Raw genomic sequence first — 22,795 nt, 5'->3', positions numbered from 1 at the left:
GGAGCAGCGGGATTATTCAAGGCCCGATACTCCCGCCACCGCCCAGTCGGAGTGATAGATCTCGAGATCGCTCAGCGCCGTGCCCGCAGGCACGCGCAGGCGGCCATGGTTATCGTGTAGTGGGCCGACAAAGGGGTTGTGGCCCGCCAGCATGCGCGTGCGCATGTCATCGGCGCGCGCGGCGACCTCGGGCGGCACGGTCGGCCCCCAGGCGTCGCGGTCCACGCCATGGCCCAGCGTGAGGAAATGCCCCTCCGGCTGCCATGTGCCCGCCAGCAGGTTGCGCACCTGACTTATGTAATACTCATTGAAGTCGAGGCACACGGAGCTGACATAGGCCTGCGGCCCGTAATCGAGCATGCCGGTGTTCCACATGGCGGCTTTCAGCCCACGCTGCACGGCCACGCGCAGATAGGCGGGCTCATCCATGATGCCGCACAGGAAATCACACCCGTTATCGGCCAGCGCGGTGGCCGCCTGCGTTGCCGCCTGCGGGTCGAACCAGGCATTGATGGTGATGCTCTGCAGCGTAATCGCCGGATTGACCGACTGCGCGCCCAGCAGCGTTGCATTGGCCGAAGCATAGACCGAGGGAATGGGAAACGCGCCCAGAAAGCCAATCTTGTTCGTTTTGGTCATGAGGGCCGCGGCAATGCCGATAATGTAGCTGGCATACCAGTGCGCCACGTAATACCAGCCGAGATTGCCGGTTACATTGGTGCCATCGCATTCCATGAACGCGACATCGGGCGCACGATCTGACACATCCTTGATGAAGTCGCCATATTCCGACGTGGCCATGACCATCTGCGCACCCTCGGCCACGAACTGGCGGAAGAGGCGCGTGGCATCGGCGGAATAGGGCACGCTTTCCACATAGATGGTGCGCAGCTTGGGGAACGTGCGGCGCACGGCCTGCACGCCCCGGTCATGCACCATCGACCAGCCGCCATCGGTAATGGGGCCGGTATGGCCAAACGCCACGATGGCGTCGGATTCAGCCAGTGGCCTGCGCCATGCGGGCTGGGCCTGCGCCCGTGCGTGGCGGGGCAGCAGCAGGCTGGAGCCTGCGCCACCCGCAAGGCCCAGCATCTCGCGGCGCGTTGTCAGCAGCCGCCCCCGCGACCCTGAAACTGTCATAAGATGTCATCCCTCTGAAAATCCATGCCGCGCCCCGTTGCGGCGGTCTGGCGTGCTGGTCGGTCTGGTGCTCCCGCGCGTGTCAGCCTGTATTCGGTTCCGGCATAAATGTTACGCGACAGGACCATGCAAGGCCACAGTTATGTTGTGCATCAGGGTGTTGCCTTTTTTCAAAAAAGGCGGTGGACCCCGATGCATCAGGAGTTCTTTCCGTAAATCTCTACAACCAGTTCCGGGTCATCAAAACTGCCCCATGTCCGGATCGGGATGACGCCGTGCCCGAGCAGGAGCGCGATCGTGGCCCGTTCGTCGAGTGTCAGGGCCATGCCACTTTCGGGCTGAGCGGCATAAAATGCCTGCATGAGGCTTTCCGCCCGTGCGGGCGGCAATATGTGGCGGGAGAGGACAATAAAACTGTATCGCGCCGATCGAACGGCGCCCGCCATGTCCGCCGTGCTGTCCGGGTCGCAATAGACATATTCAGCAGTCCGTAATTGCGGTTGATCTGCGTCAGCCTGTGGCGGGTAGGGGCGGAGAGGAAAAAGGTAACATCTGAATTCCTGCGCCCGGCACAATGTCTGCACCCGTGCCGAGGCGCATCGGGTCACGACTGGCCAGCGAGTTCCGGCGGCCCGATGGAAAGTCAGGCTCAATCATATCCTGAAATTATAAAAGTTTTTATCAATTACTTGTTTTCAAACAATTTTTTAAGCAGGCCACACATGTCCAGGCTGCGGTATGGGCCTGTCAGCCCTCGGCCTCAGGGGCAGGGGGCATGTCCGCAAGGATGCGCCAGCTTGCCTCATCCATGGTTTCAATGCCCAGTTCGGTGGCCTTGCGCGCCTTGGAGCCCGCTTTTTCACCCAGCACCACAAGGTCGGTCTTTTTCGAGACACTGTCCGACACCCGTGCGCCCAGCCGCTCGGCCACGGCACGGGCCTCGGGGCGGGTCATGGTGGTCAGCGTGCCGGTAAACACGATGGTTTTGCCCGACAGGTTGCCTTCCTCGGGTGCTTCCTCATCAAGCACGCGGGTCAGTTCGCCGGTCAGGTCATCAAGGGTCGCGCGGTTATGGGCCTCGGCAAAGAAGGCGACCAGTTCATCGGCAATGGTCGTGCCGATGCCGGTGATCGAGCCGAGCTCCAGCCGCTCGTCCGACCCTACGACGGCGGCCTTTTCCATCTGCGTGCGCCAGTTGGCCAGCGAACCATAATGCCGCGCCAGCAGGCGTGCATTACTGGTGCCAATGCGGCGGATGCCCAGCGCATAGATCAGGCGCGAGAGTTCAATGGTGCGCCGGGCGGCGATTGCGTTGACCAGATTGCGCGCCGAGACCTTGCCCCAGCCGTCACGGGCCGCGATATCTTCCTCATGTGCACCAAGGCGGAAGATATCGGCTGGCGTGCGCAGCCAGCCGAGTTCATGGAACTCGACAATGGTGCGATCGCCCAGGCCATCAATATCGAACGCATCACGCGAGACGAAATGGATCAGCCGCTCCATCACCTGCGCGGGGCAGGTCAGCCCGCCCGAGCAGCGCCAGACCACCTCGCCCTCGGGCCGCTCGGCATGTGCCCCGCAGGCTGGGCAGGTATGGGGAAAGGCGAAGGGTTGCGTTTCACGGTCACGCGGCAGCACCACGCCGGTTATCTGCGGAATCACATCGCCCGCGCGCTGCACATGCACAAGGTCGCCCACGCGGATGTCCTTGCGCGCGATTTCATCCTCATTATGCAGGCTGGCGCGGGTCACGATCACGCCGCCCACATTGACCGGCTCCAAAAAGGCCACAGGCGTCAGCGCGCCGGTGCGGCCCACCTGAATGTCGATCTTTTCCAGCCGGGTAATGGCCTGCTCGGCGGGGAACTTCCACGCCACCGCCCAGCGGGGCGCACGCCCCGCAAAGCCCAGGCGCTCCTGCAATGCGCGGTCGTCAAGCTTGTACACCACGCCGTCAATGTCGTAATCCAGCCCCGAGCGCTCGCGCGTCAGGCGCTCCATGAAGGCTTCGGCGGCCTGTGCGTCCTTGACCTGCGTGCTTAGCGGGTTGACCTGAAAACCCCAGATCCGAAGCTGTTCCAGATAGCCATGATGCGTGGCGGCAAGCGGTGCATCGCAATAGCCCGCGGCATAGGCAAACAGCGAGAGCGGACGTTTTGCCGTAATGGTGGGGTCTAGCTGGCGCAGCGAGCCTGCGGCAGCATTGCGCGGGTTGGCAAATGGCTTCTCGCCCGCTTCTTCCTGTGCTGCGTTCAGTTCAAGAAACGCCTGTTTGGACAGGAAAATCTCGCCCCGGATCTCGATCGTGTCGGGGAAGGGAGTGGCAAGCTGGTTGGGAATATCGCGCAATGTGCGCAGGTTGGCGGTTACGTCCTCGCCTTCCGTGCCGTCGCCGCGCGTGGTGCCGCGCACGAAACGCCCGTGCACGTAGGTCAGGCTGATTGACAGGCCATCGATCTTGGGTTCCGCCACGAAGGAAAGCGCGCGTGCCTGCTCATCGCCCAGGCCAAGAAAACGGGCAATACGGCTGACAAAGCCCTCGAATTCCTCCCGCGAGAACACATTGTCCAGCGACAGCATCGGCACCATGTGCCGGTGGCGGCGGAAGGGGCCGCTGGCCGGTGCCCCCACCGTGGCACTGGGGCTGTGGGCCAGGGCGTGGCGGGGAAATTCCAGCTCCAGCCGCGTGTTCAGGCGGCGCAGCGCGTCATAGGTCGCATCATCAACCACCGGCGCATCGTGCTGGTGGTAGGCGGCATCGAGTGCTGGCAGCAGGGCGGCAAGCTGCGTCAGCGTGGCTGCGGCATGGGCTTCAGTCTGCGCGTCTGCCGCGTAATCGGCCAGCAGCGCGCGGGCCTGCGCGGCCAGTTCATCGGTCGGGGCGGCGGCCATGTCAGCCTCCTTTCAGCAGGCTGTCGGCTGCGGCACGGGCGGCAGGGGTTATGGTGTCGCCTGAAAGCATGCGGGCGATTTCTTCACGCCTTGCCTGTGCGTCGAGCGGGGCTGCATGCGTTTCGGTGCGGCCTTTGTTCACGCTCTTGCTGATGCGCAGATGGGCGTCACCGCGTGCGGCCACCTGCGGGCTGTGGGTCACCACCAGCACCTGCACGCTACGGCCTACGGTATAAAGCCGCTCGCCAATGGCCGAAGCGGTAGCGCCCCCCACACCGGAATCGACTTCATCAAACACCAGTGTGGGAATGGCCGAGCGCCCCGCCAGCACCACCTTGAGCGCCAGCATGAGGCGTGAAAGCTCGCCACCCGAGGCCACCTTGGCCAGAGGCCCCGGCGGCTGGCCGGGATTGGCCGCGATCAGGAACGAGGCCTGTTCCTTGCCTCGCGCGTTCCACGCCTCGGCCTCAAGCGGCACCAGGGATACGATAAAGCGCGCGCGCTCCAGCTTGAGCGGCTTGAGTTCGGCCATGACCGCCTGCTCCAGCCTGCGCGCCGCCTTCTCGCGTGCGGCGGTCAGTTCAAGGGCGATGTCCTCAAACCGGTCGCGGGCTTCGGCCACGGTTTTTTCCAGCCCTTCAATGCGGGCATTGCCCGAATCGAGGGCGGCCAGCCGTTCGGTAAAGGCGGCGAGCAGGCCCGGCAGTTCAGGCACGGATACACCATGCTTGCGGGCCTCGGCACGGAGCGCGAACAGGCGCTCCTCGGTCTGTTCCAGCAGGCGCGGGTCGGCCTGTGCGTCCGACGCCAGGCGCGAGAGCATGTTCTCGGCCTCGGCCAGGGCCTCTTCCGCGCGTTCCAGCGCATTGAGCGCTTCCTGTGCCGCGACCTGCTCGGCCGCGCCTACGGCCTCGGGGTTGAGGTCGGTGGGGGCGGGCAGCAGGCGTTGCAGGGCGCGGCTGGCATTGCGCAGCGCCGAGGCCGGGCCGGGGGAGCGTCGGTCACGCGGGGCAAGGTCGGCCAGGGCCGCGGCAATGGCCTCGGCGCGGCGTTCGCCCTGCTGCAGCGCCTGGCGCAGGCCGGCAAGCTGGGCTTCCTCGTCATCCTGCGGGGCGAGGGTGCCCAGATCATCCACTGCCTGGCGCAGCCAGTCTTCCTCGCGCGCGGCATTTTCCATTTCGGCGCGTGCGGCGGCGAGTTCCGCTGTGGCCTCGATCCATGTGCGATAGGCGCCCGCCGTGCGGCCGCGCAGCGGGCCGGGCACGCCAAAGGCATCGAGCAGGTCGAGATGGGTGGCCTGATCGGCCAGGCCCATCTGCTCGTGCTGGCCCTGTATTTCCACCAGCAGGGTGGCGGCCCGGCGCAGCAGGCTTACGGCCACGGGCTGGTCGTTGATATAGGCGCGCGAGCGGCCATCGGTCGTGACCACGCGGCGCAGCAGGATTGGCTCACGCTCGTCATCGAGCATGATGCCCTGCTCGCGCAACAGTTCATGCAGCGGGTGGTCGGGTATGATCTCGAAACTGGCGCTGACACTGGCCTGCCCGCAGCCCGCGCGCACGAGCGAGGCGCTGGCCCGCTCGCCCAGGGCCAGGCCAAGGCTATCAAGCAGGATGGACTTACCCGCCCCGGTCTCGCCCGTCAGCACGGTCAGGCCGGGCGGGAAGGCGAGGTCCAGTTTTTCGATCAGGACCACATCCCGTATCGAGAGCTGTGTCAGCATGCTCGGTTCCTGTTCAGCACGAAGGATCGTTTGCGGAAATCAGAAAATCGAGTGCCAGGCACGCTGCAGCGCGTTGCGTCCCTGCTTGTTGTCCTTGCTGTCCACGCCCTTGATGAGGTGGTGGGCGCGCAGATGATCGTACGCATCCTCATACCACTTGCTGCTGGGGTAGTTATAGGCCAGCACGGAGCCGGTCTTGCGCGCCTGTTCCAGCAGGCCCATGTCCAGATACACTTCAACCAGCCGCTCGAGCGCCTCAGGCACGTGGTTGGTGGTCTGGAAATCCTGCACCACGCGCTGGTAGCGCCCGGCGGCGGCGGGGAAGTCGTTCTGCTGCTGGTAGTAGCGGCCCACCAGCATTTCCTTGCCCGCCAGATGGTCGCGGCACAGGTCGATCTTGAGCTGCGCATCACGTGCATAGGGGCTCTGGGGGAAGCGGGTAATCACCTCTTCCAGCGCGTCCATGGCCTCGATGGTGCCCTGCTGGTCGCGTTGCACGTCGGCAACCTGCTCGTAATAGCATAGCGCGCGCAGGTAGAAGGCATAGGCGGCATCGGTGCTGGTGGGGTGCAGTTCCAGAAAGCGGTCAAGCTGCTGCACGGCCTCGGGGTATTTGTTGAGCAGGTAGTTGGCATACCCCTCCATCAACTGCGCATTGGCCGTGTACTGCGAGTAGGGGTAGTTGCGCTGAAGCGTGTCGAACTGGTTGACCGACAGCAGGTAGCGGTCCGAACGCAGGGCATCGACACCGTTATTATACAATGTTTCGGCCGAGCCGACGCGCGGCGCGCGCTCGTTGATGGTGCTTGCGCTGTTGCCGCATGCCGCCAGCAGGCCCGCCAGGGGCAGGAACGCCAGCCAGCGTGCCGACTGGCAGGGGCGGCGCGAAGGCTGCGGGGTTTGTTGTGATATGCGTGCGAACATGCCAGCTCTTCCAGTTACGGGAGCTTTATATCATGTGCCGGGTGTGGGTGAAGTCTCCGCGTGCGGATTTCACACTCCTTCATCACGCGGCCTGCGTGCAGGGCTGGTCCGCGGGCGCGCCAGCGGGGGTGACATGCCAGTTCGCCTTATCGGCAAACAGCTTGCGCAACAGGCGGTTATTGAGGGTATGCCCCGATTTGTGCCCCCTGAAGCACCCTTCGATCAGGCCGCCCGCCAGATACAGGTCGCCAATGGCGTCAAGCACCTTGTGGCGCACGAATTCATCCGGGTGGCGCAGGCCCGCAGGGTTGAGCACGCAGTCGCCATTGACCACCACGGCATTGTCGAGCGAGCCGCCTTGCGCGAGCCCGATGGCGTGCAGGTGCTCGATCTCGGGCTGGAGCACGAAAGTGCGCGCCCGGCTCAGGTGCTGGCGGAACAGGTGGCTGTTAACCTGCGTTGCATAGCGCTGCTGGCCTATGGCGGCAGCAGGAAAGTCGATGGAAATATCAATGGCAAGCCCCGGCTGCGTGGCGGGGGAGAGTTCGGCGAAGGCATCGCCTTCCTCCACCCGTACGGGCCGGGTGACATGGATATGCTTGCGGCGCGCCTCCTGCCGCCTGACCCCGGCGCATTCAAGCAGAAACACGAACTCGGCGGCTGACCCGTCAAACACCGGGATTTCCGGCCCATCCACTTCGACAAGCACGTTATCGATGCCGCAGCCCGCGAGTGCCGCCATCAGGTGTTCCACCGTGGCAATGCGCGCGCCCTGCGGCCCGTGCCCAAGCACCGTGCTCAGCTGGGTGTCCACCACCGTATCGTAACGGGCGGTGACGGGCGGCATGGCGCAGTCGGTGCGGTGAAAAACGATGCCGGTATTCTCTGCCGCGGGCGAGAGGCGCAGGCTGATTCGTGCGCCGGTATGCAGGCCGGTACCCACGCTGCTGATCGGCTGGCTCAGGGTATGCTGCATCTGCCCATCATGGCTGGATGGCGGCATGAAGGAAAAATGTGCGTGCGGCACCATGCCGTTCATTGCCTGTATCCTTGACGGGAAAGTGGGAGAACTCGCGGTAACTGGCATGGTCTCATGCTAGCGCCTTGTTCCCCGTCGGAATAGTCAAGGATTATTGCCTATTGTTACCTGCCTGCAAGGAACAGGCGTGGCCCGAGGGGGCCACGCCTGAAGCGTATCAGTTCGAGCGCCGCCGCAGGAAGGCGGGGATATCGAGCCCGCCATCTTCAGGCGGCGTGGCGTTGCCCGGCGCAGGCGGGGCGGAAGGCTGCGCCATGGGTTGCTGCTGCACCGAAGGCTCGGTGCGCTGGGGTTGTGGCGCCTCGGGCTGCGGCGGGGTGGAATGGCGCCGCAGCGCACCGGTCACGATGCCAAACAGGCTGCGGGGCGCTGCCTGCGGCTCGGGCGCCTGAGCGCGGGCGTTTTCCGTAAACAGGGGCGAACGGGGCGAGCTGCGCTGCACCTGCGGCGGCACGGCATGGGGCGAGGGCGCGCGTGGCGCGGCGGGCGGCCGCTGTGCCGCACCGTGCGCCGGGGCATGGCCCGGCCGTGCGGGAGCGGCAGGTTGCTGCGCGGCGGGCTGCTGCGGTGCGGCCTGTGCCGTAGCAGGGGCCACGGGCGCTGCGGCCGCTTCCGGCGCGGGCTGCGCCGGGGTGGCGGGGGCTGCCGCCTCGGCAGGCTGGGTGGTGGCCCGGCCCGCTGGCGGGTTGTCGATGCCCGTGGCCACGACCGAGACGCGAATCTTGCCATTGAGCGAGGTGTCGATGGCAGAACCGAAGATGATGTTGGCGTCTTCCGCCACTTCCTCGCGGATGCGGTTGGCCGCCTGATCCACCTCGAACAGGGTCAGGTCCTCGCCGCCGGTAATGTTGATGAGCAGGCCCTGCGCCCCCTTCATCGAGGTGTCTTCAAGCAGCGGGTTGGAGATCGCGGCCTCGGCGGCGGCAATGGCGCGGTTATCGCCCTCGGCGTCGCCCGTGCCCATCATCGCCTTGCCCATTTCCGCCATGATGGTGCGGATATCGGCAAAGTCGAGGTTGACGAGGCCCGGCGCCATCATGAGGTCGGTCACGCCGCGCACGCCCATGTACAGCACGTTGTCCGCCATCTTGAAGGCGTCACGCCAGCTCGTGCTTTCATTGGCCATGCGGAAGAGGTTCTGGTTCGGGATCACGATCAGCGTGTCAACGAACTGCTGCAGCTCGGCAATGCCTGCCTCGGCCGACTTGGTGCGGCGCATGCCTTCGAACATGAAGGGCTTGGTCACCACGCCCACGGTCAGGATGCCGCGCTCGCGCGCCATGCGGGCAATGACCGGGGCTGCCCCCGTGCCGGTGCCGCCGCCCATGCCTGCGGTAATGAACACCATGTGCGCGCCATCGAGGTGGCGGGAGAGCTCATCGCACGCTTCTTCCGCCGCGGCGCGGCCGATCTCGGGCTTTGCGCCCGCGCCAAGGCCCTGCGTCAGGTGCGGGCCAAGCTGGATGCGGCGGTCGGCCTTGCTGTGCGAAAGCTGCTGGGCATCAGTGTTGGCGACAATGAATTCCACCCCCTGCAACTGCGACTGGATCATGTTGTCCACCGCGTTGGTACCACCACCGCCAACCCCGATCACTGTAATGCGGGGGGTGAAATCGGAATGATTCTGCTGCGGGATGGTCAGGTTGAGGGTCATGCTGGGCTCCCGATGGATGGGGGGTAGGCGTGCTGGCATACTAACGGCAAAAGTACAATAAAGGGTTTCCGCGCAAGATCATACCCTATCACGTATGAAATCCACAAAACGTCTTACAAGACCGCCGGGGCGGGCATCGCGCGTGTCGGGTTCGCCCATTTCATCGGCGGCGCCCGCAGCCCAGGCCAGCAGCCCGGCCGATGTGGAGAACATGGGCCATGTGGCTGAATTTTCAGGCAGGCCCACAATGCGGCGCGGGCGGCCAAGGCGCACCTGCCGGTTGAGGATGCGCGCCGCCATGGGGCCGATTCCCTCAAGCAGCGAGCCGCCGCCCGTCAGGATCACGCGGCCGTCCGCCGCGGGGCCTACGGCTGCCATTTCCAGCCTGTCACGTATCATTTCCAGGGTTTCCTCCACGCGTGGATGTATGATCGAGACAATTTTTGAGCGTGAAATTCTGACATAATGATGGTCGTTGTCGCCAATAAGCTGCACGAGAATGGGATCGTTATCATCGCCCGCAAGCAGTTCGGCCGAGCCATACATGGTCTTGAGTCGCTCGGCGCTGTCGATCGAGGTGGAAAGCCCCTGTGCAATATCGCGTGTGATGTGCAGCCCCCCCACCGGAATTGTGGCGGTGTGCAGCAGCCTGCCTTCACCAAATACCCCGATCGAGGTCAGCCCGCCGCCCATGTCCACCACGGTTGCGCCGAGGTTGCGCTCGTCCTCGCTCATCACCGCAAGGCCCGAGGCCAGCGGTGAGGACACCATGCCCGCGATCTTGAGTTCCACGCGTGACAGCACGGCCTCGAGGTTGCGCAGCGCGGTGGTGTTGGCGTCGATCACATGCAGTCGCGCCGAGAGCAGGTCGCACAGATGGCCACGCGGATCGAGCACTTCCTGCGTGTCATCCACCGCATAGTCGAGCGGCAGGGTGTGGATGGCCGAGCGCCCTTCCGATACGGCGCGCAGCCGCCCTTCGGCGATGATGCGGTTGACATCGGCCTTGGTGATCTCGCGCCCGCCAATGGGCCAGCGCGCGTTGATGTGCCGGCTTTCAGGGTGGCCGCATGACAGGTTGACGAAAATCGAATCGCGCCGCTCCGTCGCCATGTCCTCCGCCTGGGCCACGGCGTTGCGGATGGCCGATTCCGCTTCGCGCAGATCCACGATTCCGCCCGAGCGCACCCCGTGCGAGCGCCGCCAGCCATGGCCAAGGATACGGATGGTGTTGTCTGGCTCGCCGCGCCCGATCAGGCAGACGATCTTGGTCGAGCCGATATCAAGCACGCTGAACGGCCCGGTACGCAGCTTGCGCGCGGGCATGCGCTCGGCGGCGGGCACAAGGGGTGCGGGCGCGCGCGGGCGGGGCACGCGGGCTGGCACGGCAGGGCCACGGATGGCTGGCACCGCAGGGGTTGCCGGTGTGGTCGTGCGCGTTGCGGGAAGGGTCGTGCTGACCGGTCCCGGCACTGGATAAGTCATGCCCGCCTCCGTCTCAGGCCGTTATCGGGGGAAAGCCATGGCTGCTGCCGGGGCGTCTGGTCGCTCGTGGGGGCCGCCGGTGGCGGGCTATCGCCCTGGTCTGGTCCATTGTTGTTGTCATTCGGCGTCACGGGGTTCTCACGGATGATCAGGCGGTCTGGCAGGCGCATGTCTATGGCGATAACGGGCCGGTCGAGTATTTTTATGGTTTCCTGCATTTGTGCAAGGCGCTTGAGTGCTGCCACTTCCTGCCCCTCGGGCAGCAGGATGGTCGTGCCGTTGCGCAGCGTCAGGTTCCACCGGCGCTGCCCCACGCGGGCCGCGGCCACGACATGGCTGCTCACCTCGGGCTGGGCCGTGAGTTCATCGATCATGGCGGCGGCGGCGAGATTGGCATCCGGCCCGACCACGAGCGGCAGCTGGCGGAAGGCCTCGGCATCCTTGCCGGTCATGCCCTTGTCGCGCACCTGGTTGCCCGCCCGGTCGATCAGCATGAAATGTCCGTGATTCTGCCACACGGCAAAGGGCTGGCGCTCGAACAGATGGATGAGAATGGTGCCCGGCAGGTGGCGCTCGACTACGGAATGATCGACAAAGGGCAGCGCGTCGATGCGCTCGCGCGCCGCCTTGACCGAAAAGCCGAGAATGAAATCCCCCGTGCGCACGCCCAACGCTTCCTGCAGCGCGCTTTCGCTGGTCAGCACGCAGCCGGTTACGTCAATCTCGGTAATGCGCAGCGGCAGCATGTTGATGATCCGCCCCCTGAGCGCCGCAAAGCGCGGGTCCGAGCCGACATGGCGCAGCATTGTGATGCCGCCCGCCACCAGCCCCACCAGCACCAGCACCAGCAGGGCCGGGCGGAGCAGGCGTTTCTGGCGGCGCAGGAAGATCGACAGCCTTGATGGGCGGTCGCCGCTGTCGGTCGGTCGCCTCATGTACGGCAGGTCGCCTGGTCGATCATCCACTGGCACAGCGTGGCATAGTCCATGCCACAGGCGGCGGCCTGCTCGGGCAGCAGTGATGTGGGCGTCATGCCCGGCTGGGTGTTGGTCTCGAGGATCACCAGACGGCCGGGCAGGTCCGTGCCCGCCGTGTCGTCATAACGGAAATCAGTGCGGCTCGCGCCCCGGCAGCCCAGCGCGCGGTGGGTCGCCAGGGCCAGTTCGCGCGCCTGCTCGAAGGCAGTAGGGTGGATGCGCGCGGGCAGTTCATGGCATGAGCCGCCAGCGGCGTATTTGGCCTGATAGTCATAGAAGGTGGGGCCGCTGCCGGTCGGCGTGATGTCGGTTACGGTCAGGGCGCGGTCATGTAGCACGCCCACGGTCAGCTCGCGGCCGGGAATGTATTCCTCCACCAGCATATGGGTGCCGAATGTCCAGCCCCGTGCGATCTCGGCACGGCGGTTGCTGCCCGCGTGGAGGATCTCCACGCCCACCGATGACCCTTCATTGAGCGGCTTGACCACGTAGGGCGCGGGCAGCGGGTCGGCGGGTTCGAGTTCGGCGGGGGTCAGGCACATTCCGGTGGCGATGGGCAGGCCGGCGGCGGCAAACACGGCGCGGGCGGCATCCTTGTCCATGGCGGTGGCCGAGGCCCGCACGCCGGAATGGGTGTAGGGGATGCCCATCCAGTCGAGTATGCCCTGGATCGACCCGTCCTCGCCAAAGCGGCCATGCAGGGCGTTGAACACGGCGTCGGGCCGACTGTCCTGCAGGTCGCGCACCAGGGCGAGCAGGTCCGTGCCGGGGTCGATGGTGTGCACGTCATGGTCCAGGCTGCGCAGCGCCTCAGCCACGTTGCGCCCGCTATCAAGGCTGACCGCGCGCTCGGCGGAGAGACCACCCATCAGCACGCAGATGCGGCGGCGTTTCATGTGTTTTCTCCCATGCCGTGGGGGGCGGTCCGCCCGATGCGCTTTATCTCCCACCGCAGCATGACGGCCGTATGGTCATGCACGCGCTGGCGCACGACATCACCAAGCCGCTCAAGGTCGGCGGCGGTGGCGGTGCCGGTGTTGAGCATGAAGTTGCAGTGCTTTTCGCTGATCTGCGCACCACCCACCATAAGCCCGCGGCAGCCGGCGGCGTCGATCAGTTCCCACGCCTTGCGCTCCGATTCGTCAGGGGCGGGGTTGCGGAAGGTGGAGCCGCCCGTGCGCGCGCGCACAGGCTGGGCGCTCTCGCGTGCCGTGCGGATCTCGTCAATGCGCTGGCGGATGACGGCAGGCGGCGCCTCCTGCGCGTTGAGGCGTGCGCGCACAACCACGGCCTGCGGCGGCAGGCTGGCATGGCGGTAGCCAAAATCGAGCGAGGCGGCGGGCAGGCGCAGCAGCCCGCCATCGCGGGTTACGATTTCCACCCAGTCCAGCACGGTGGCCATGTCCGAGCCGTAGGCGCCTGCGTTCATCGCCACCGCGCCGCCGATTGAGCCGGGAATGCCCGCCAGGAATTCAAGCCCCGCCAGCCCGGCTTCGGCGGCATGTTCGGCAACCGTCATGTCCAGGCAGGCAGCGCCTGCGATCAGGCCATCGCCATCGCGCCGGATGGTCGAAAAACCACGGGCGAGGCGGATGACCAGCCCGTCAATCCCGCCATCGCGCACGATCACGTTCGAGCACGCGCCCAGCGGCAGCACCGGCACCTCAAGCGGCAGGCGCCCCAGAACCTGCGCCAGATCCTCGGCGCTGGCGGGTTGGAACAGCAGCTCGGCCGCACCACCTACGCGGAACCACGTGCGCGGGCCAAGGGCGGCCTGCGGGGTCAGGCGGCCACGAGGGCGGAAGCCGTCCGTGTCCAGACACTGCGCCCATTGCGGCAGGGGCATGGTGGCGGTCATGAATGGGCATCCGCCTTCTGGGCGGGGGCATGGGCAATGCCCTGCAGGTCCGCCAGTTGCTCGGGCAGGGCCTGCGCCCAGTTGGTGATGCTGCCCGCACCAAGGCAGACCACGAAGTCACCGGGGCGGGCGATGGCGTTGATCATTTCCGCCAGATGCTCCGGCCCCGGCAGCGGCACGACCGAGCGGTGCCCGCGCTCGCGCAGCCCCTCGACGAGCGCATCGCGGTCAATGCCCTCGATCGGCTGCTCGCCAGCGGCATACACATCGGCAATGATGACGGTGCCCGCGTCGTTCATGCAGGTGCAGAACTCGTTGAACAGGCTCTTGAGGCGTGAATAACGATGCGGCTGCATGACCGCGATTACGTTGCCGGCCCCCGCCTGCCGCGCCGCCTTGAGTACGGCGGCGATCTCGACGGGGTGGTGGCCGTAATCATCAATGATGGTGATGCCACCGGTCTCGCCCGTGCGGGTGAAGCGGCGCTTGACGCCCCTGAAGGCAGCGAAGGCCGAGCGGATGGTGGCGTCGTCGATTTCCATCTCGGTGCCCACCGCAATCGCCGCCAGCGCGTTCTGCACGTTGTGGTGGCCCAGCATGGGCAGGCGGAACGGCCCCGCCCGGCGCGAGCGGTTGCGGTTGCGGTTGGTGATCACGACCTCGAAGGTGGCGCCCAGCTTGTCGGTAATCACCTTCTCGGCGCGCACATCGGCCTGCGGCGAAAAACCGTAGGTGACGATGCGGTGGTCGGACAGGCGCGGGATCATCTGCTGCACGGCGGGGTGGTCGATGCACAGCACGGCAAAACCGTAAAACGGAATGTTCGAGACAAACTGGTCATACGCCGCCTGCATCGCCTCTTCCGTGCCCCAGTGGTCGAGGTGCTCGGGGTCCATGTTAGTGACCACCGTAATGACCGAAGGCAGGCGCAGGAAGGAGCCATCGCTCTCATCGGCCTCGACCACCATCCAGTCGCCCGAGCCCATGCGGGTGTTGGTGCCATAGGCCTCGATAATGCCACCATTGATGACCGTGGGGTCCAGCCTGGCGGCCTCGAGCACGGCGGCGACAAGACTGGTGGTGGTGGTCTTGCCATGCGTGCCGCCAACGGCCACCGACCAGCGCAGGCGCATCAGCTCGGCCAGCATCTCGGCGCGGCGCACCACCGGGATCAGGCGCGCGCGCGCAGCCACGACTTCGGGGTTGTCGCGCTTGACGGCGGTGGAGGTGACCACCACCTGTGCACCGCCAAGGTTGGCCGCGTCATGGCCGATGGTGACGGGAATGCCGGAGGCACGCAGGCGTGCGACATTGGCGCTCTCGGCAATGTCGGAGCCCTGCACCGCATAGCCAAGCATGTGCAGCACTTCGGCGATGCCGGACATGCCAATTCCGCCAATGCCGACGAAATGAATGGTGCCAATCGAAAGGGGCAGGGCTCTCATCTACTCAGGTCTCCGTATTCGCGCTGCCGGGAATTAAGCGGTGCGGGGCGTGTCAGGCAAGCGTGCTTCTATCATGTCGGCCAGAAGACTGGCGGCATCGGGGCGGCCAAGGCGGCCCGCGGCCTGCGCCGTGCGGGCCAGCAGGTCGCGATCGGCCAGCAATGTGGTCAGGCGCTGCGTAAGGGCCGGGGCGGTAAACTCGGGCTGGCGGATCATCCACGCAGCTCCCGCATCAACCAGCGCCTGCGCGTTCGCACCCTGTTCATCACGCGCGGCAATGGGCAGCGGTACCAGCAGGGCGGGGCGGCCCGCCACCGTCAGTTCCGCCACCGATGAGCCACCCGCGCGGCCAATTACCAGGTGCGCGGCCCGCAGCAGGCCGGGCACGTCATCAAGGAAGGGGGCTATGGTGGCGGGAATGCCAGCGGTTTTATAGGCCGTCTGCACGCGCGCGACATCCTCCGCGCGGGCCTGCTGGGTCACCTGCAGCCGCGCGCGCAGCGCGGGCGGCAGGGCGGCAAGGGCAGGGGGCACCACATCGCTGAACACGCGCGCACCAAGCGATCCCCCCCACACCAGCAGGTTGATTACGCCATTCGAGGGTTCATAGCCTTCCCCCGCCAGGGCCGCGATATCGGGCCGCACCGGCATGCCGGTCAGTGTGGTGGGCACCTTGGCGGGCACGCCCCCCACCGTGGGGAAGGAGGTGGCGATGCCATCCATGCGCGGAGCCAGAAAGCCATTGGCCTTGCCCAGCACTGCATTGCCTTCATGGATGAACAGCAGCGGGCGGTTCGTGCCCAGCAGGCTGCCGCCCAGCAGCGGCGGCACGGAAGGATAGCCGCCAAAGCCGATGATGGCGGCGGGGCGCGTGCGGCCAATGATGCCGCGCGCCTGCAACGTGCCCCGCGCCAGTGCGAGTGCCGCCCGGCTGGCCCGCACCAGGCCGCGCCCGGCAATGCCCGCGCCGGGCAGCACGAATTGCTGGCGGCCGGCAAACACGCCACTTTCACGCCCGCCGGCGCGCCGGTCGGTCATGAGGATGATGTCATGCCCCCGGCGCACCAGTTCGCAGGCCAGCGCCTCGGCGGGGAAGAAGTGGCCGCCGGTGCCCCCGGCCGCCACGGCAATGCAGTGTTGGGTCATGACGATCCTCTCGGTGCGGGGGAAGGGGCTGGCGTAAACTGCCCGAAGCGGTTCTCGTTGGGCCGGTTGCGGGTCAGCGCCAGCACCAGCCCGATGGTCAGCGCCACCGACATGGCCGATGAGCCGCCATAGGAAATGAACGGCAGTGTCATGCCCTTGGTCGGGATGAGGTGCAGCGTCGAGCCCATGTTGACAAAGGCCTGCAGGCCGAAGCCTGTCACCAGCCCCGCCGTGGCCACCGCAATGAAGGGATCGTTCTCGCGCAACAGCTTGAGCAGCGTGCGGATGACGATGGTGGCGAACACGCCAATAATGAACAGGCACACCAGCATGCCGAATTCCTCGCCCGCCACCGCGAACACGAAGTCGGCATGCGCATCGGGCAGCAGGTCCTTCACCCGGCCTTCACCCGGCCCGCGCCCCAGCAGGCCGCCATTGCCAAAGGCGCGCAGCGCAGTGTCGATCTGGTAATGGTCACCCACTGCGGGGTGCAGGAAGCGCTCCACGCGTGAGCGCACGTGCGGAAACACCATATACGCGCCAATAAACGCCGCCACCATGCTGGCCACACCCGCCCCCACCAGGAACAGGCTCAGCCCATCGACGAACAGCTGGGCCAGGAACACGGTGGTAATCACGCTCAGCATGCCGATATCGGGCTGCGACTTGAGCAGCAGCAGCACGAGCGCGAACAGCCCCAGCGCCACCAGCAGGCCGGGAAAGTATTGCCGGGTCTTGCGCTCGGTCAGCAGCCAGGCGGTGACCACGGCAAAGAAGGGCTTGAGAAATTCAGATGGCTGGACCGACATCATGGGCAGCGCGATCCACCGCCGCGCGCCCTTGATCTCGATGCCATGCACAAGGGTGAGGAAGGTGGCGCCGAGCGCCAGCACAAAGCCGATCCACCCCACCACCCGCACCCCGCGCAGCGAAAGCAGCGAAGTGGCGCACACGATCGCTGCCGCGAGCATCAGAAAGACGACCTGCTTGAAAATGAACATGTCGCGCGAGGCGCCAATGCGCACGGCCACCGCCGGGCTTGCCGCGAGCATCAGGATATAGCCGAACCCGATCAGGATACACACGCAGATCAGCGTGACCCGGTCGATGCTCCGCCACCACCGCGCCAGATGCGAGGTGTTTATGCGCGACAGGTTGCTCATTGCGCGCGGGTCGCCTCCGGCCCTGCCGCAAGGGCCTGCACCAGTGCCGCAAACCGCGCGCCACGGGCTTCAAAACTGGCGAACTGGTCAAAACTCGCGCAGGCGGGCGAGAGCATCACCACGTCCACGCCCAGCGAGCGGGCGGCTTCAAGCGCCTCGGGCACGGCGCGCTCAAGGGTTTCGACAATGCGGTAGGGCACCTTGTGCTGCGCCAGTGTCCGGGCCAGCACCGGCGCGTCGTGCCCGATCAGCAGAGCCAGGGCCACGGGTCCGAACAGGGGGGCAAGCGGCTCGATCCCGCCCGCCTTGGCCGTGCCGCCCGCAATCCATATCATACGCTCATGGCAGGCGAGCGCGCGGGCCGTGGCATCGGCATTGGTGGCCTTGCTGTCATTGATGAAGCGGATGCCCTCAATGCTGCCCACGGTTTTCTGCCGGTGGTCCAGCGCGCTGAAGCTGCGCAGCGCTTCTTCCACCGCCGTGCGTGGCAGGCCCAGATGCAGCGCCATGGCCGTGGCGGCAGCCGCGTTCTCGCGGTTATGGGTGCCGGGCAGGTCGGGCACGTGGGTCAGCTCGGCAATTACGCCATGGCGGTCGCACAGCGCATGCGGCGTGCAGTAGAAATCGCATTGCGGTATGTCCGCGCCGCTGATGCAGGCCACGGTGGCGCGGGTTGGCGCAAGCTCGCGGTTCAGACTGGCGTAATCGGGCAGGGTCGCGCCCAGCACGGCCAGATCGCCCGGCCCCTGGTGGTCGAACACATGCATCTTGGCCCGGGTGTAGCCGGTCATGTCGCCATGGCGGTTGAGGTGGTCTGGCGTCAGGTTGAGCAGGCAGGCGGCATCGAAATGCAGCTGCTCCAGCCGCTCGAGCATGTACGATGACATTTCCAGCACGTACACACCATCATCAGGCAGAAGCGGCAGGCTGAGGGCCGCGGGACCAAGGTTGCCGCCAGCGGCTACCGGAATGCCGCCACAGGCCAGCATGTGCGCCAGCAGCACGGTGGTGGTGGACTTGCCATTGGTGCCGGTAACGCCCGCAAAGCGGGCCCGCCCGCCCGCCGCCCGCACGGCGCGGAACAGCAGTTCGGCATCGGACAGGATCGGCACGCCCGCATCCATCGCCATGGTGGCCAGCGGGTGCGGGCTGGGCAGGTGGTGCGGAATGCCGGGCGAAAGCACGAGGGCGGCAAGCCCCAGCATGTTGGTGAAGGGGGCGACCTTCAGCCGTGCATGGGCAGCGAGGGTCGCGCGCGCTTCGGGCTGGTCATCCCAGGCCTGCACGCTAGCGCCCATGGCCAGCAGGGCGGTGACAGCCGCATTGCCGTTACGGCCCAGCCCCGCCACGCCATAATGATGGCCCGCGAACAGGGTAGCGGGAAAGGCGCCGCTCACCGCAGTTTCAGCGTGGCCAGACCACACAGCCCCAGCACGATGGACACGATCCAGAACCGTATCACGATCTTGGATTCCGCCCAGCCCTTTTTCTCGAAATGGTGGTGCAGCGGCGCCATCAGGAACACACGCCGCCCGGTGCGCTTGTACCAGAACACCTGGATGATGACCGAAAACGTTTCCACCACAAACAGCCCGCCCACGATGCACAGTACCAGCTCATGCTTGACCGCAACGGCCACGGCACCGAGCGCGCCGCCAAGGGCGAGCGAGCCAGTATCCCCCATGAATACGGCCGCAGGCGGCGCGTTGAACCACAAAAAGCCCAGCCCCGCGCCTACAAGGGCGGAGCAGAACACCCCGAGCTCACCCGTTCCGGGCACGGCGTGCAGTTGCAGATAGTCGGCAAACACATGGTTGCCCACAAGGTAGGAAATCAGCGCGAACACGAGGGCCGCGATAATGACCGGCACAATGGCCAGCCCGTCCAGCCCGTCGGTAAAGTTCACGGCGTTGCCAAACCCGGTGATGGTGATCATGGCGAACAGCGGAAAGGCGTAGCCCAGCGGCAGCAGCAGGTCTTTCACGAACGGAAAGGCCAGATGGTTGGCAAGATCGGGTGGCATCATGTGCTCGAGCCAGATGCCGCCAATCAGCGAGGCCCCGAATTCGCAACCCAGACGCATGCGTTTGGAAACGCCATCGGTATTGCGGCGTGACAGCTTGAGGTAGTCATCGGCAAAGCCCACCGCGCCAAAGGCCGCCGTGGTGAGCATGACAGCCCACACGAAGCCGTTGGTCAGGTCAGCCCAGAGCAGGGTTGAGCCGAATAGCGAAAGCAGGATCAGCACGCCGCCCATCGTGGGGGTGCCGACCTTTTCAATCAGGTGGCGCTCCGGCCCGAGCTTGCGGATGGGCTGGCCGCCGCGCTGGATGCGGCGTAGCTGCGCGATCAGCGGGTTGCCCAGGCACAGGCTGATGACCAGCGCAGTCAGACACGCGGCCCCCGAGCGGAACGTGATGTAGCGGAACAGGTTGAGCACGGAGGTATGGGCCGTGGCATGGTGCTCGAACAGGTCATAGAGCATCAGGCCGGTCCCACCCGGGCATCATCGGCCTTCAGGGCGGCAACGACATGGCGCATGCGGCTGCCAAGGCTGCCCTTGATCATGACCGTGTCGCCCGCGCGCAGGGCAGTGCGCACCAGAGGAGCAAGTGTGGAGGAATCCGGCGTCCACGCTCCGCGCAGGGCAGGAGGCAGGCTGTCAAAAAGTATTTTCATATTCGGGCCGCAACAGAAGACAGCATCCGCGTTTGCACGGACGGCAGGGAGAAGGGAGGCATGCTCATGCCGCGCAAACGCGCCGAGTTCAAGCATGTCACCCAGCACGGCGATGCGCCGCCCCGTGGCGACAAGCCCGAGCAGGTCGAGTGCGGCACGGACAGAGGCCGGTGAGGCATTGTAGCTCTCATCAAGCAGGGCGACATTGTCATGCATCACCTTTGCAATCGCGCCCCGCCCGGCACCGGGGCGGAAGGTGGCCAGACCGGCCACGGCACGGCCCATGTCAGCGCCCGCCGCATGGGCTGCCGCGAGCGCCAGCAGGGCGTTATCGGCCATGTGTCGCCCCGGCGCGTTGACGCGCGCCACACCCTGCCATTCAGGTAGGTGCAGATAGAACCCGCTACCCTGCGTGTCAGATATCACATCGGTTGCCTGCACGGCGCAGTCAGGCGTATGTCCGGCCCACAACAGCCTGGCTTTCATAAGTTCGGCAATGCGTCTGAAATATTCCGCACCGGTAACGTCTGCTGGCACGATACCGGTTCCGTTTCCCTGCGGCAGACCTAGCAGAATTTCTGCCTTTTCGCGCGCAATGGCATCACGGCTACCCATTAGCCCGAGATGCGAGGAGGCAACCGTCGTCACTACTGCGACATCCGGGCGCACCATGGCGGCTAACGGGTGGATCTCGCCTGCATGGTTCATGCCGATCTCGCACACGCAATAGGCACTTGCGGCAGGCAGGCGGGCCAGCGTGAGCGGCACGCCCCAGTGGTTGTTGTACGATGCCACGGCGCAATGGGTCGGCCCGCATGCGCTGAGTGCCGCATGCAGCATGTCCTTGACCGAGGTCTTGCCCACGCTGCCGGTCACGGCCAGCATGTGGCCTGCAAAACGCGCGCGGGCGAAGCGGGCCATGCCCTGCATGGCGGCCAGCGTGTCATCCACCATAAGAATGCGTGGATCATCACCACAGGATTCATGCGCCACCACGGCGGCAGCGCCCGCGGCAAGGGCGGCGGCGGCATGGGCGTGCCCGTTGCTGTTCTCGCCAATCAGCGCAATGAACACATCGCCCGGCTGGAGCGTGCGGGTATCGATCGAAACGCCGGTGCCTGCAATGGCTACTGCGCTGGAGGGTGGAAAACGCCCCGATGTCGCGGCCTCAAGGTCCGCGCGGCTCCATAGCACTGTCATTCAGTCCCCGTCAGGCCACGGATCACCGTGGCATCATCAAATGGCAGCACCGCATCACCCACGATCTGCCCCTGTTCATGGCCTTTGCCCGCCACCACCAGCACGTCGCCTGGGCCCAGCATGTCAAGGCCCGCCGCAATGGCCTGCCTCCGTTCACCGATCTCGATGGCGCCTGGGCTGGCGGCCATGATCGCCGCGCGAATGGCGGCGGGCGGCTCGCCGCGGGGGTTGTCATCGGTCACGATCACCGCATCGGCCAGTTGCGTGGCGGTGGCGCCCATGACGGGCCGCTTGCCCCGGTCGCGGTCGCCACCGGCCCCCATCACGATCACCAGCCTGCCCGGCGTGTGGGGGCGCAGCGAGTGCAGCAGGCGGGCGATGGCATCGGGCGTATGGGCGTAATCGACATAGGCGGCGGCCCCATTCGGCAGCACGGCGGCGCGCTCGAGCCTGCCACGCACACCATGCAGCCGGGACAGAAGCGCGAGCGCGCGCGCGGGGGCATCCTCCGCGCTGCCTGACAGGGCCGCGGCCATGAGCAGGTTGTCGACCTGAAAGCGCCCGACCAGCGGCACGGTTATCTCGTATCGGCCAGAAGTGGTTGCGATGTGCAGCTCCTGCCCGGTGGGTGTGGCGCGGGCACCAAGCAGGCGCAGCGTCTCGCCCTGTGTGCCCGTGCTGCGCAGCACGAGGTTGCGGTTCCGGGCAATGGCGCGCACGGCAGCACAGGTTTCGGGGTCCATGTCCGCGTTGATGGCGGCAATGCCCCCTTCGGGCAGGACGGTGTCGAACAGGCGCAGCTTGGCGGCACGGTAGTGCCCGGTGGTGCCGTGATAGTCCAGATGGTCATGGGTGAGGTTGCTGAAGCCCGCGGCATAGGGCGTGATGCCATCCAGCCTGCGCTGTTCCAGCCCGTGCGATGAAGCCTCGATGGCCACATGCTCGACCCCGCCCGCCGCCATCGCGCCCAGCAGGCGCATCAGGCCCACGCTGTCTGGTGTGGTGAGCGCGGGGCCGCAATCAGGCAGCGGGCAGGGGGCAACCGCGCCCAGCGTGCCGATGGTGCCTGCCCGCAAATCCTGCAGCGCCCAGATCTGACGCAGGAATTCCGCCGTGCTGGTCTTGCCGTTGGTGCCGGTAATGGCCGCGATATGGGCAGGCAGGCGGGGAGCAAGCGCGCGTGCGATCAGGGCCATTGCACGGCGTGCATCGGCCACCTGCACGCAGGCAATGCCCGGTGGCGGCACGAAATCGGGATCGGCCTGCACCAGCAGGGCCGTAACACCCCTGGCCACGGCCTGCGGGATGTACGCCCGCCCATCCACCCGTGTGCCACGCAGAACGGCAAAGATCACGCCGGGGCCGGTTGCCCGGCTATCTGCCGTAATGGCGGTAACAGGACCGGTTGCAGCAGGTTCAGGCCGCACGACCTCCACGCCCGCGCGATGCAGGAGTTCGGCTAGATTCATG

Annotated in this window: 18 protein-coding genes; all 18 read right to left on the bottom strand. The window is 66.1% G+C overall.

The window, feature by feature from the left end:
- Window positions 1-12: 12 nt before the first annotated feature.
- Window positions 13-1,140 (bottom strand): BMP family ABC transporter substrate-binding protein, encoded by a 1,128-nt coding sequence (locus CDI09_RS12005; protein WP_078524360.1) that lies wholly within the window; start codon window positions 1,138-1,140, stop codon window positions 13-15.
- 197 nt (window positions 1,141-1,337) lie between these two features.
- A complete protein-coding gene (locus CDI09_RS18200; RefSeq protein WP_167370168.1) occupies window positions 1,338-1,502 on the bottom strand; it encodes a hypothetical protein in 165 nt (54 codons plus the stop codon).
- 385 nt (window positions 1,503-1,887) lie between these two features.
- Window positions 1,888-4,032, bottom strand: a complete 2,145-nt coding sequence (gene ligA, locus CDI09_RS11995) for an NAD-dependent DNA ligase LigA (RefSeq protein WP_078524358.1) — start codon at window positions 4,030-4,032, stop codon at window positions 1,888-1,890.
- A gap of 1 nt (window position 4,033) precedes the next feature.
- On the bottom strand, window positions 4,034-5,755 hold the full coding sequence (gene recN, locus CDI09_RS11990; protein ID WP_078524357.1) for a DNA repair protein RecN: 1,722 nt from the start codon (window positions 5,753-5,755) through the stop codon (window positions 4,034-4,036).
- 39 nt (window positions 5,756-5,794) lie between these two features.
- Window positions 5,795-6,679 carry an outer membrane protein assembly factor BamD gene (locus tag CDI09_RS11985; RefSeq protein WP_078524356.1) on the bottom strand — a complete coding sequence of 295 codons (885 nt, stop codon included), beginning with the start codon at window positions 6,677-6,679 and terminating at the stop codon, window positions 5,795-5,797.
- Between the two features lie 82 nt (window positions 6,680-6,761).
- Window positions 6,762-7,718 (bottom strand): UDP-3-O-acyl-N-acetylglucosamine deacetylase, encoded by a 957-nt coding sequence (lpxC, locus tag CDI09_RS11980; protein ID WP_408884496.1) that lies wholly within the window; start codon window positions 7,716-7,718, stop codon window positions 6,762-6,764.
- A 157-nt stretch (window positions 7,719-7,875) separates the two neighbouring features.
- Entirely contained in the window at window positions 7,876-9,372 is a 1,497-nt protein-coding gene (gene ftsZ / locus CDI09_RS11975) for a cell division protein FtsZ (protein WP_078524354.1), read from the bottom strand.
- Between the two features lie 78 nt (window positions 9,373-9,450).
- Window positions 9,451-10,857, bottom strand: a complete 1,407-nt coding sequence (ftsA, locus tag CDI09_RS11970) for a cell division protein FtsA (protein WP_110571338.1) — start codon at window positions 10,855-10,857, stop codon at window positions 9,451-9,453.
- Entirely contained in the window at window positions 10,854-11,792 is a 939-nt protein-coding gene (locus tag CDI09_RS11965; RefSeq protein WP_078524352.1) for a cell division protein FtsQ/DivIB, read from the bottom strand. The genes ftsA and CDI09_RS11965 overlap by 4 nt, the downstream gene beginning before the upstream one ends.
- The gene (locus CDI09_RS11960; protein ID WP_078524351.1) at window positions 11,789-12,730 is read right to left on the bottom strand and encodes a D-alanine--D-alanine ligase; all 942 of its coding nucleotides are present in this window, start codon (window positions 12,728-12,730) and stop codon (window positions 11,789-11,791) included. The genes CDI09_RS11965 and CDI09_RS11960 overlap by 4 nt, the downstream gene beginning before the upstream one ends.
- Entirely contained in the window at window positions 12,727-13,692 is a 966-nt protein-coding gene (murB, locus tag CDI09_RS11955; RefSeq protein WP_078524350.1) for a UDP-N-acetylmuramate dehydrogenase, read from the bottom strand. The genes CDI09_RS11960 and murB overlap by 4 nt, the downstream gene beginning before the upstream one ends.
- Window positions 13,689-15,137, bottom strand: coding sequence for a UDP-N-acetylmuramate--L-alanine ligase (gene murC, locus CDI09_RS11950; RefSeq protein ID WP_078524349.1), 1,449 nt, complete (start codon window positions 15,135-15,137; stop codon window positions 13,689-13,691). Before murC ends, murB begins: the two co-directional genes overlap by 4 nt.
- A gap of 33 nt (window positions 15,138-15,170) precedes the next feature.
- Window positions 15,171-16,283, bottom strand: a complete 1,113-nt coding sequence (gene murG / locus CDI09_RS11945; RefSeq protein ID WP_078524348.1) for an undecaprenyldiphospho-muramoylpentapeptide beta-N-acetylglucosaminyltransferase — start codon at window positions 16,281-16,283, stop codon at window positions 15,171-15,173.
- Window positions 16,280-17,446, bottom strand: coding sequence for an FtsW/RodA/SpoVE family cell cycle protein (locus CDI09_RS11940; protein ID WP_078524347.1), 1,167 nt, complete (start codon window positions 17,444-17,446; stop codon window positions 16,280-16,282). Before CDI09_RS11940 ends, murG begins: the two co-directional genes overlap by 4 nt.
- The gene (murD, locus tag CDI09_RS11935; RefSeq protein WP_078524346.1) at window positions 17,443-18,843 is read right to left on the bottom strand and encodes a UDP-N-acetylmuramoyl-L-alanine--D-glutamate ligase; all 1,401 of its coding nucleotides are present in this window, start codon (window positions 18,841-18,843) and stop codon (window positions 17,443-17,445) included. Before murD ends, CDI09_RS11940 begins: the two co-directional genes overlap by 4 nt.
- Window positions 18,840-19,931, bottom strand: coding sequence for a phospho-N-acetylmuramoyl-pentapeptide-transferase (mraY, locus tag CDI09_RS11930; RefSeq protein ID WP_078524345.1), 1,092 nt, complete (start codon window positions 19,929-19,931; stop codon window positions 18,840-18,842). The genes murD and mraY overlap by 4 nt, the downstream gene beginning before the upstream one ends.
- Complete coding sequence (locus tag CDI09_RS11925; protein ID WP_078524344.1) at window positions 19,931-21,325, bottom strand: UDP-N-acetylmuramoyl-tripeptide--D-alanyl-D-alanine ligase; 1,395 nt, start codon at window positions 21,323-21,325, stop codon at window positions 19,931-19,933. Before CDI09_RS11925 ends, mraY begins: the two co-directional genes overlap by 1 nt.
- Window positions 21,322-22,794, bottom strand: coding sequence for a UDP-N-acetylmuramoyl-L-alanyl-D-glutamate--2,6-diaminopimelate ligase (locus CDI09_RS11920; RefSeq protein ID WP_078527669.1), 1,473 nt, complete (start codon window positions 22,792-22,794; stop codon window positions 21,322-21,324). Before CDI09_RS11920 ends, CDI09_RS11925 begins: the two co-directional genes overlap by 4 nt.
- Window position 22,795: the final 1 nt, after the last annotated feature.

The sequence above is a fragment of the Komagataeibacter nataicola genome (assembly GCF_003207795.1).
GTDB lineage: Bacteria > Pseudomonadota > Alphaproteobacteria > Acetobacterales > Acetobacteraceae > Komagataeibacter > Komagataeibacter nataicola.
Note: the sequence above shows the minus strand (reverse complement) of the source record. Positions and strands in the feature narration are given on the sequence as shown.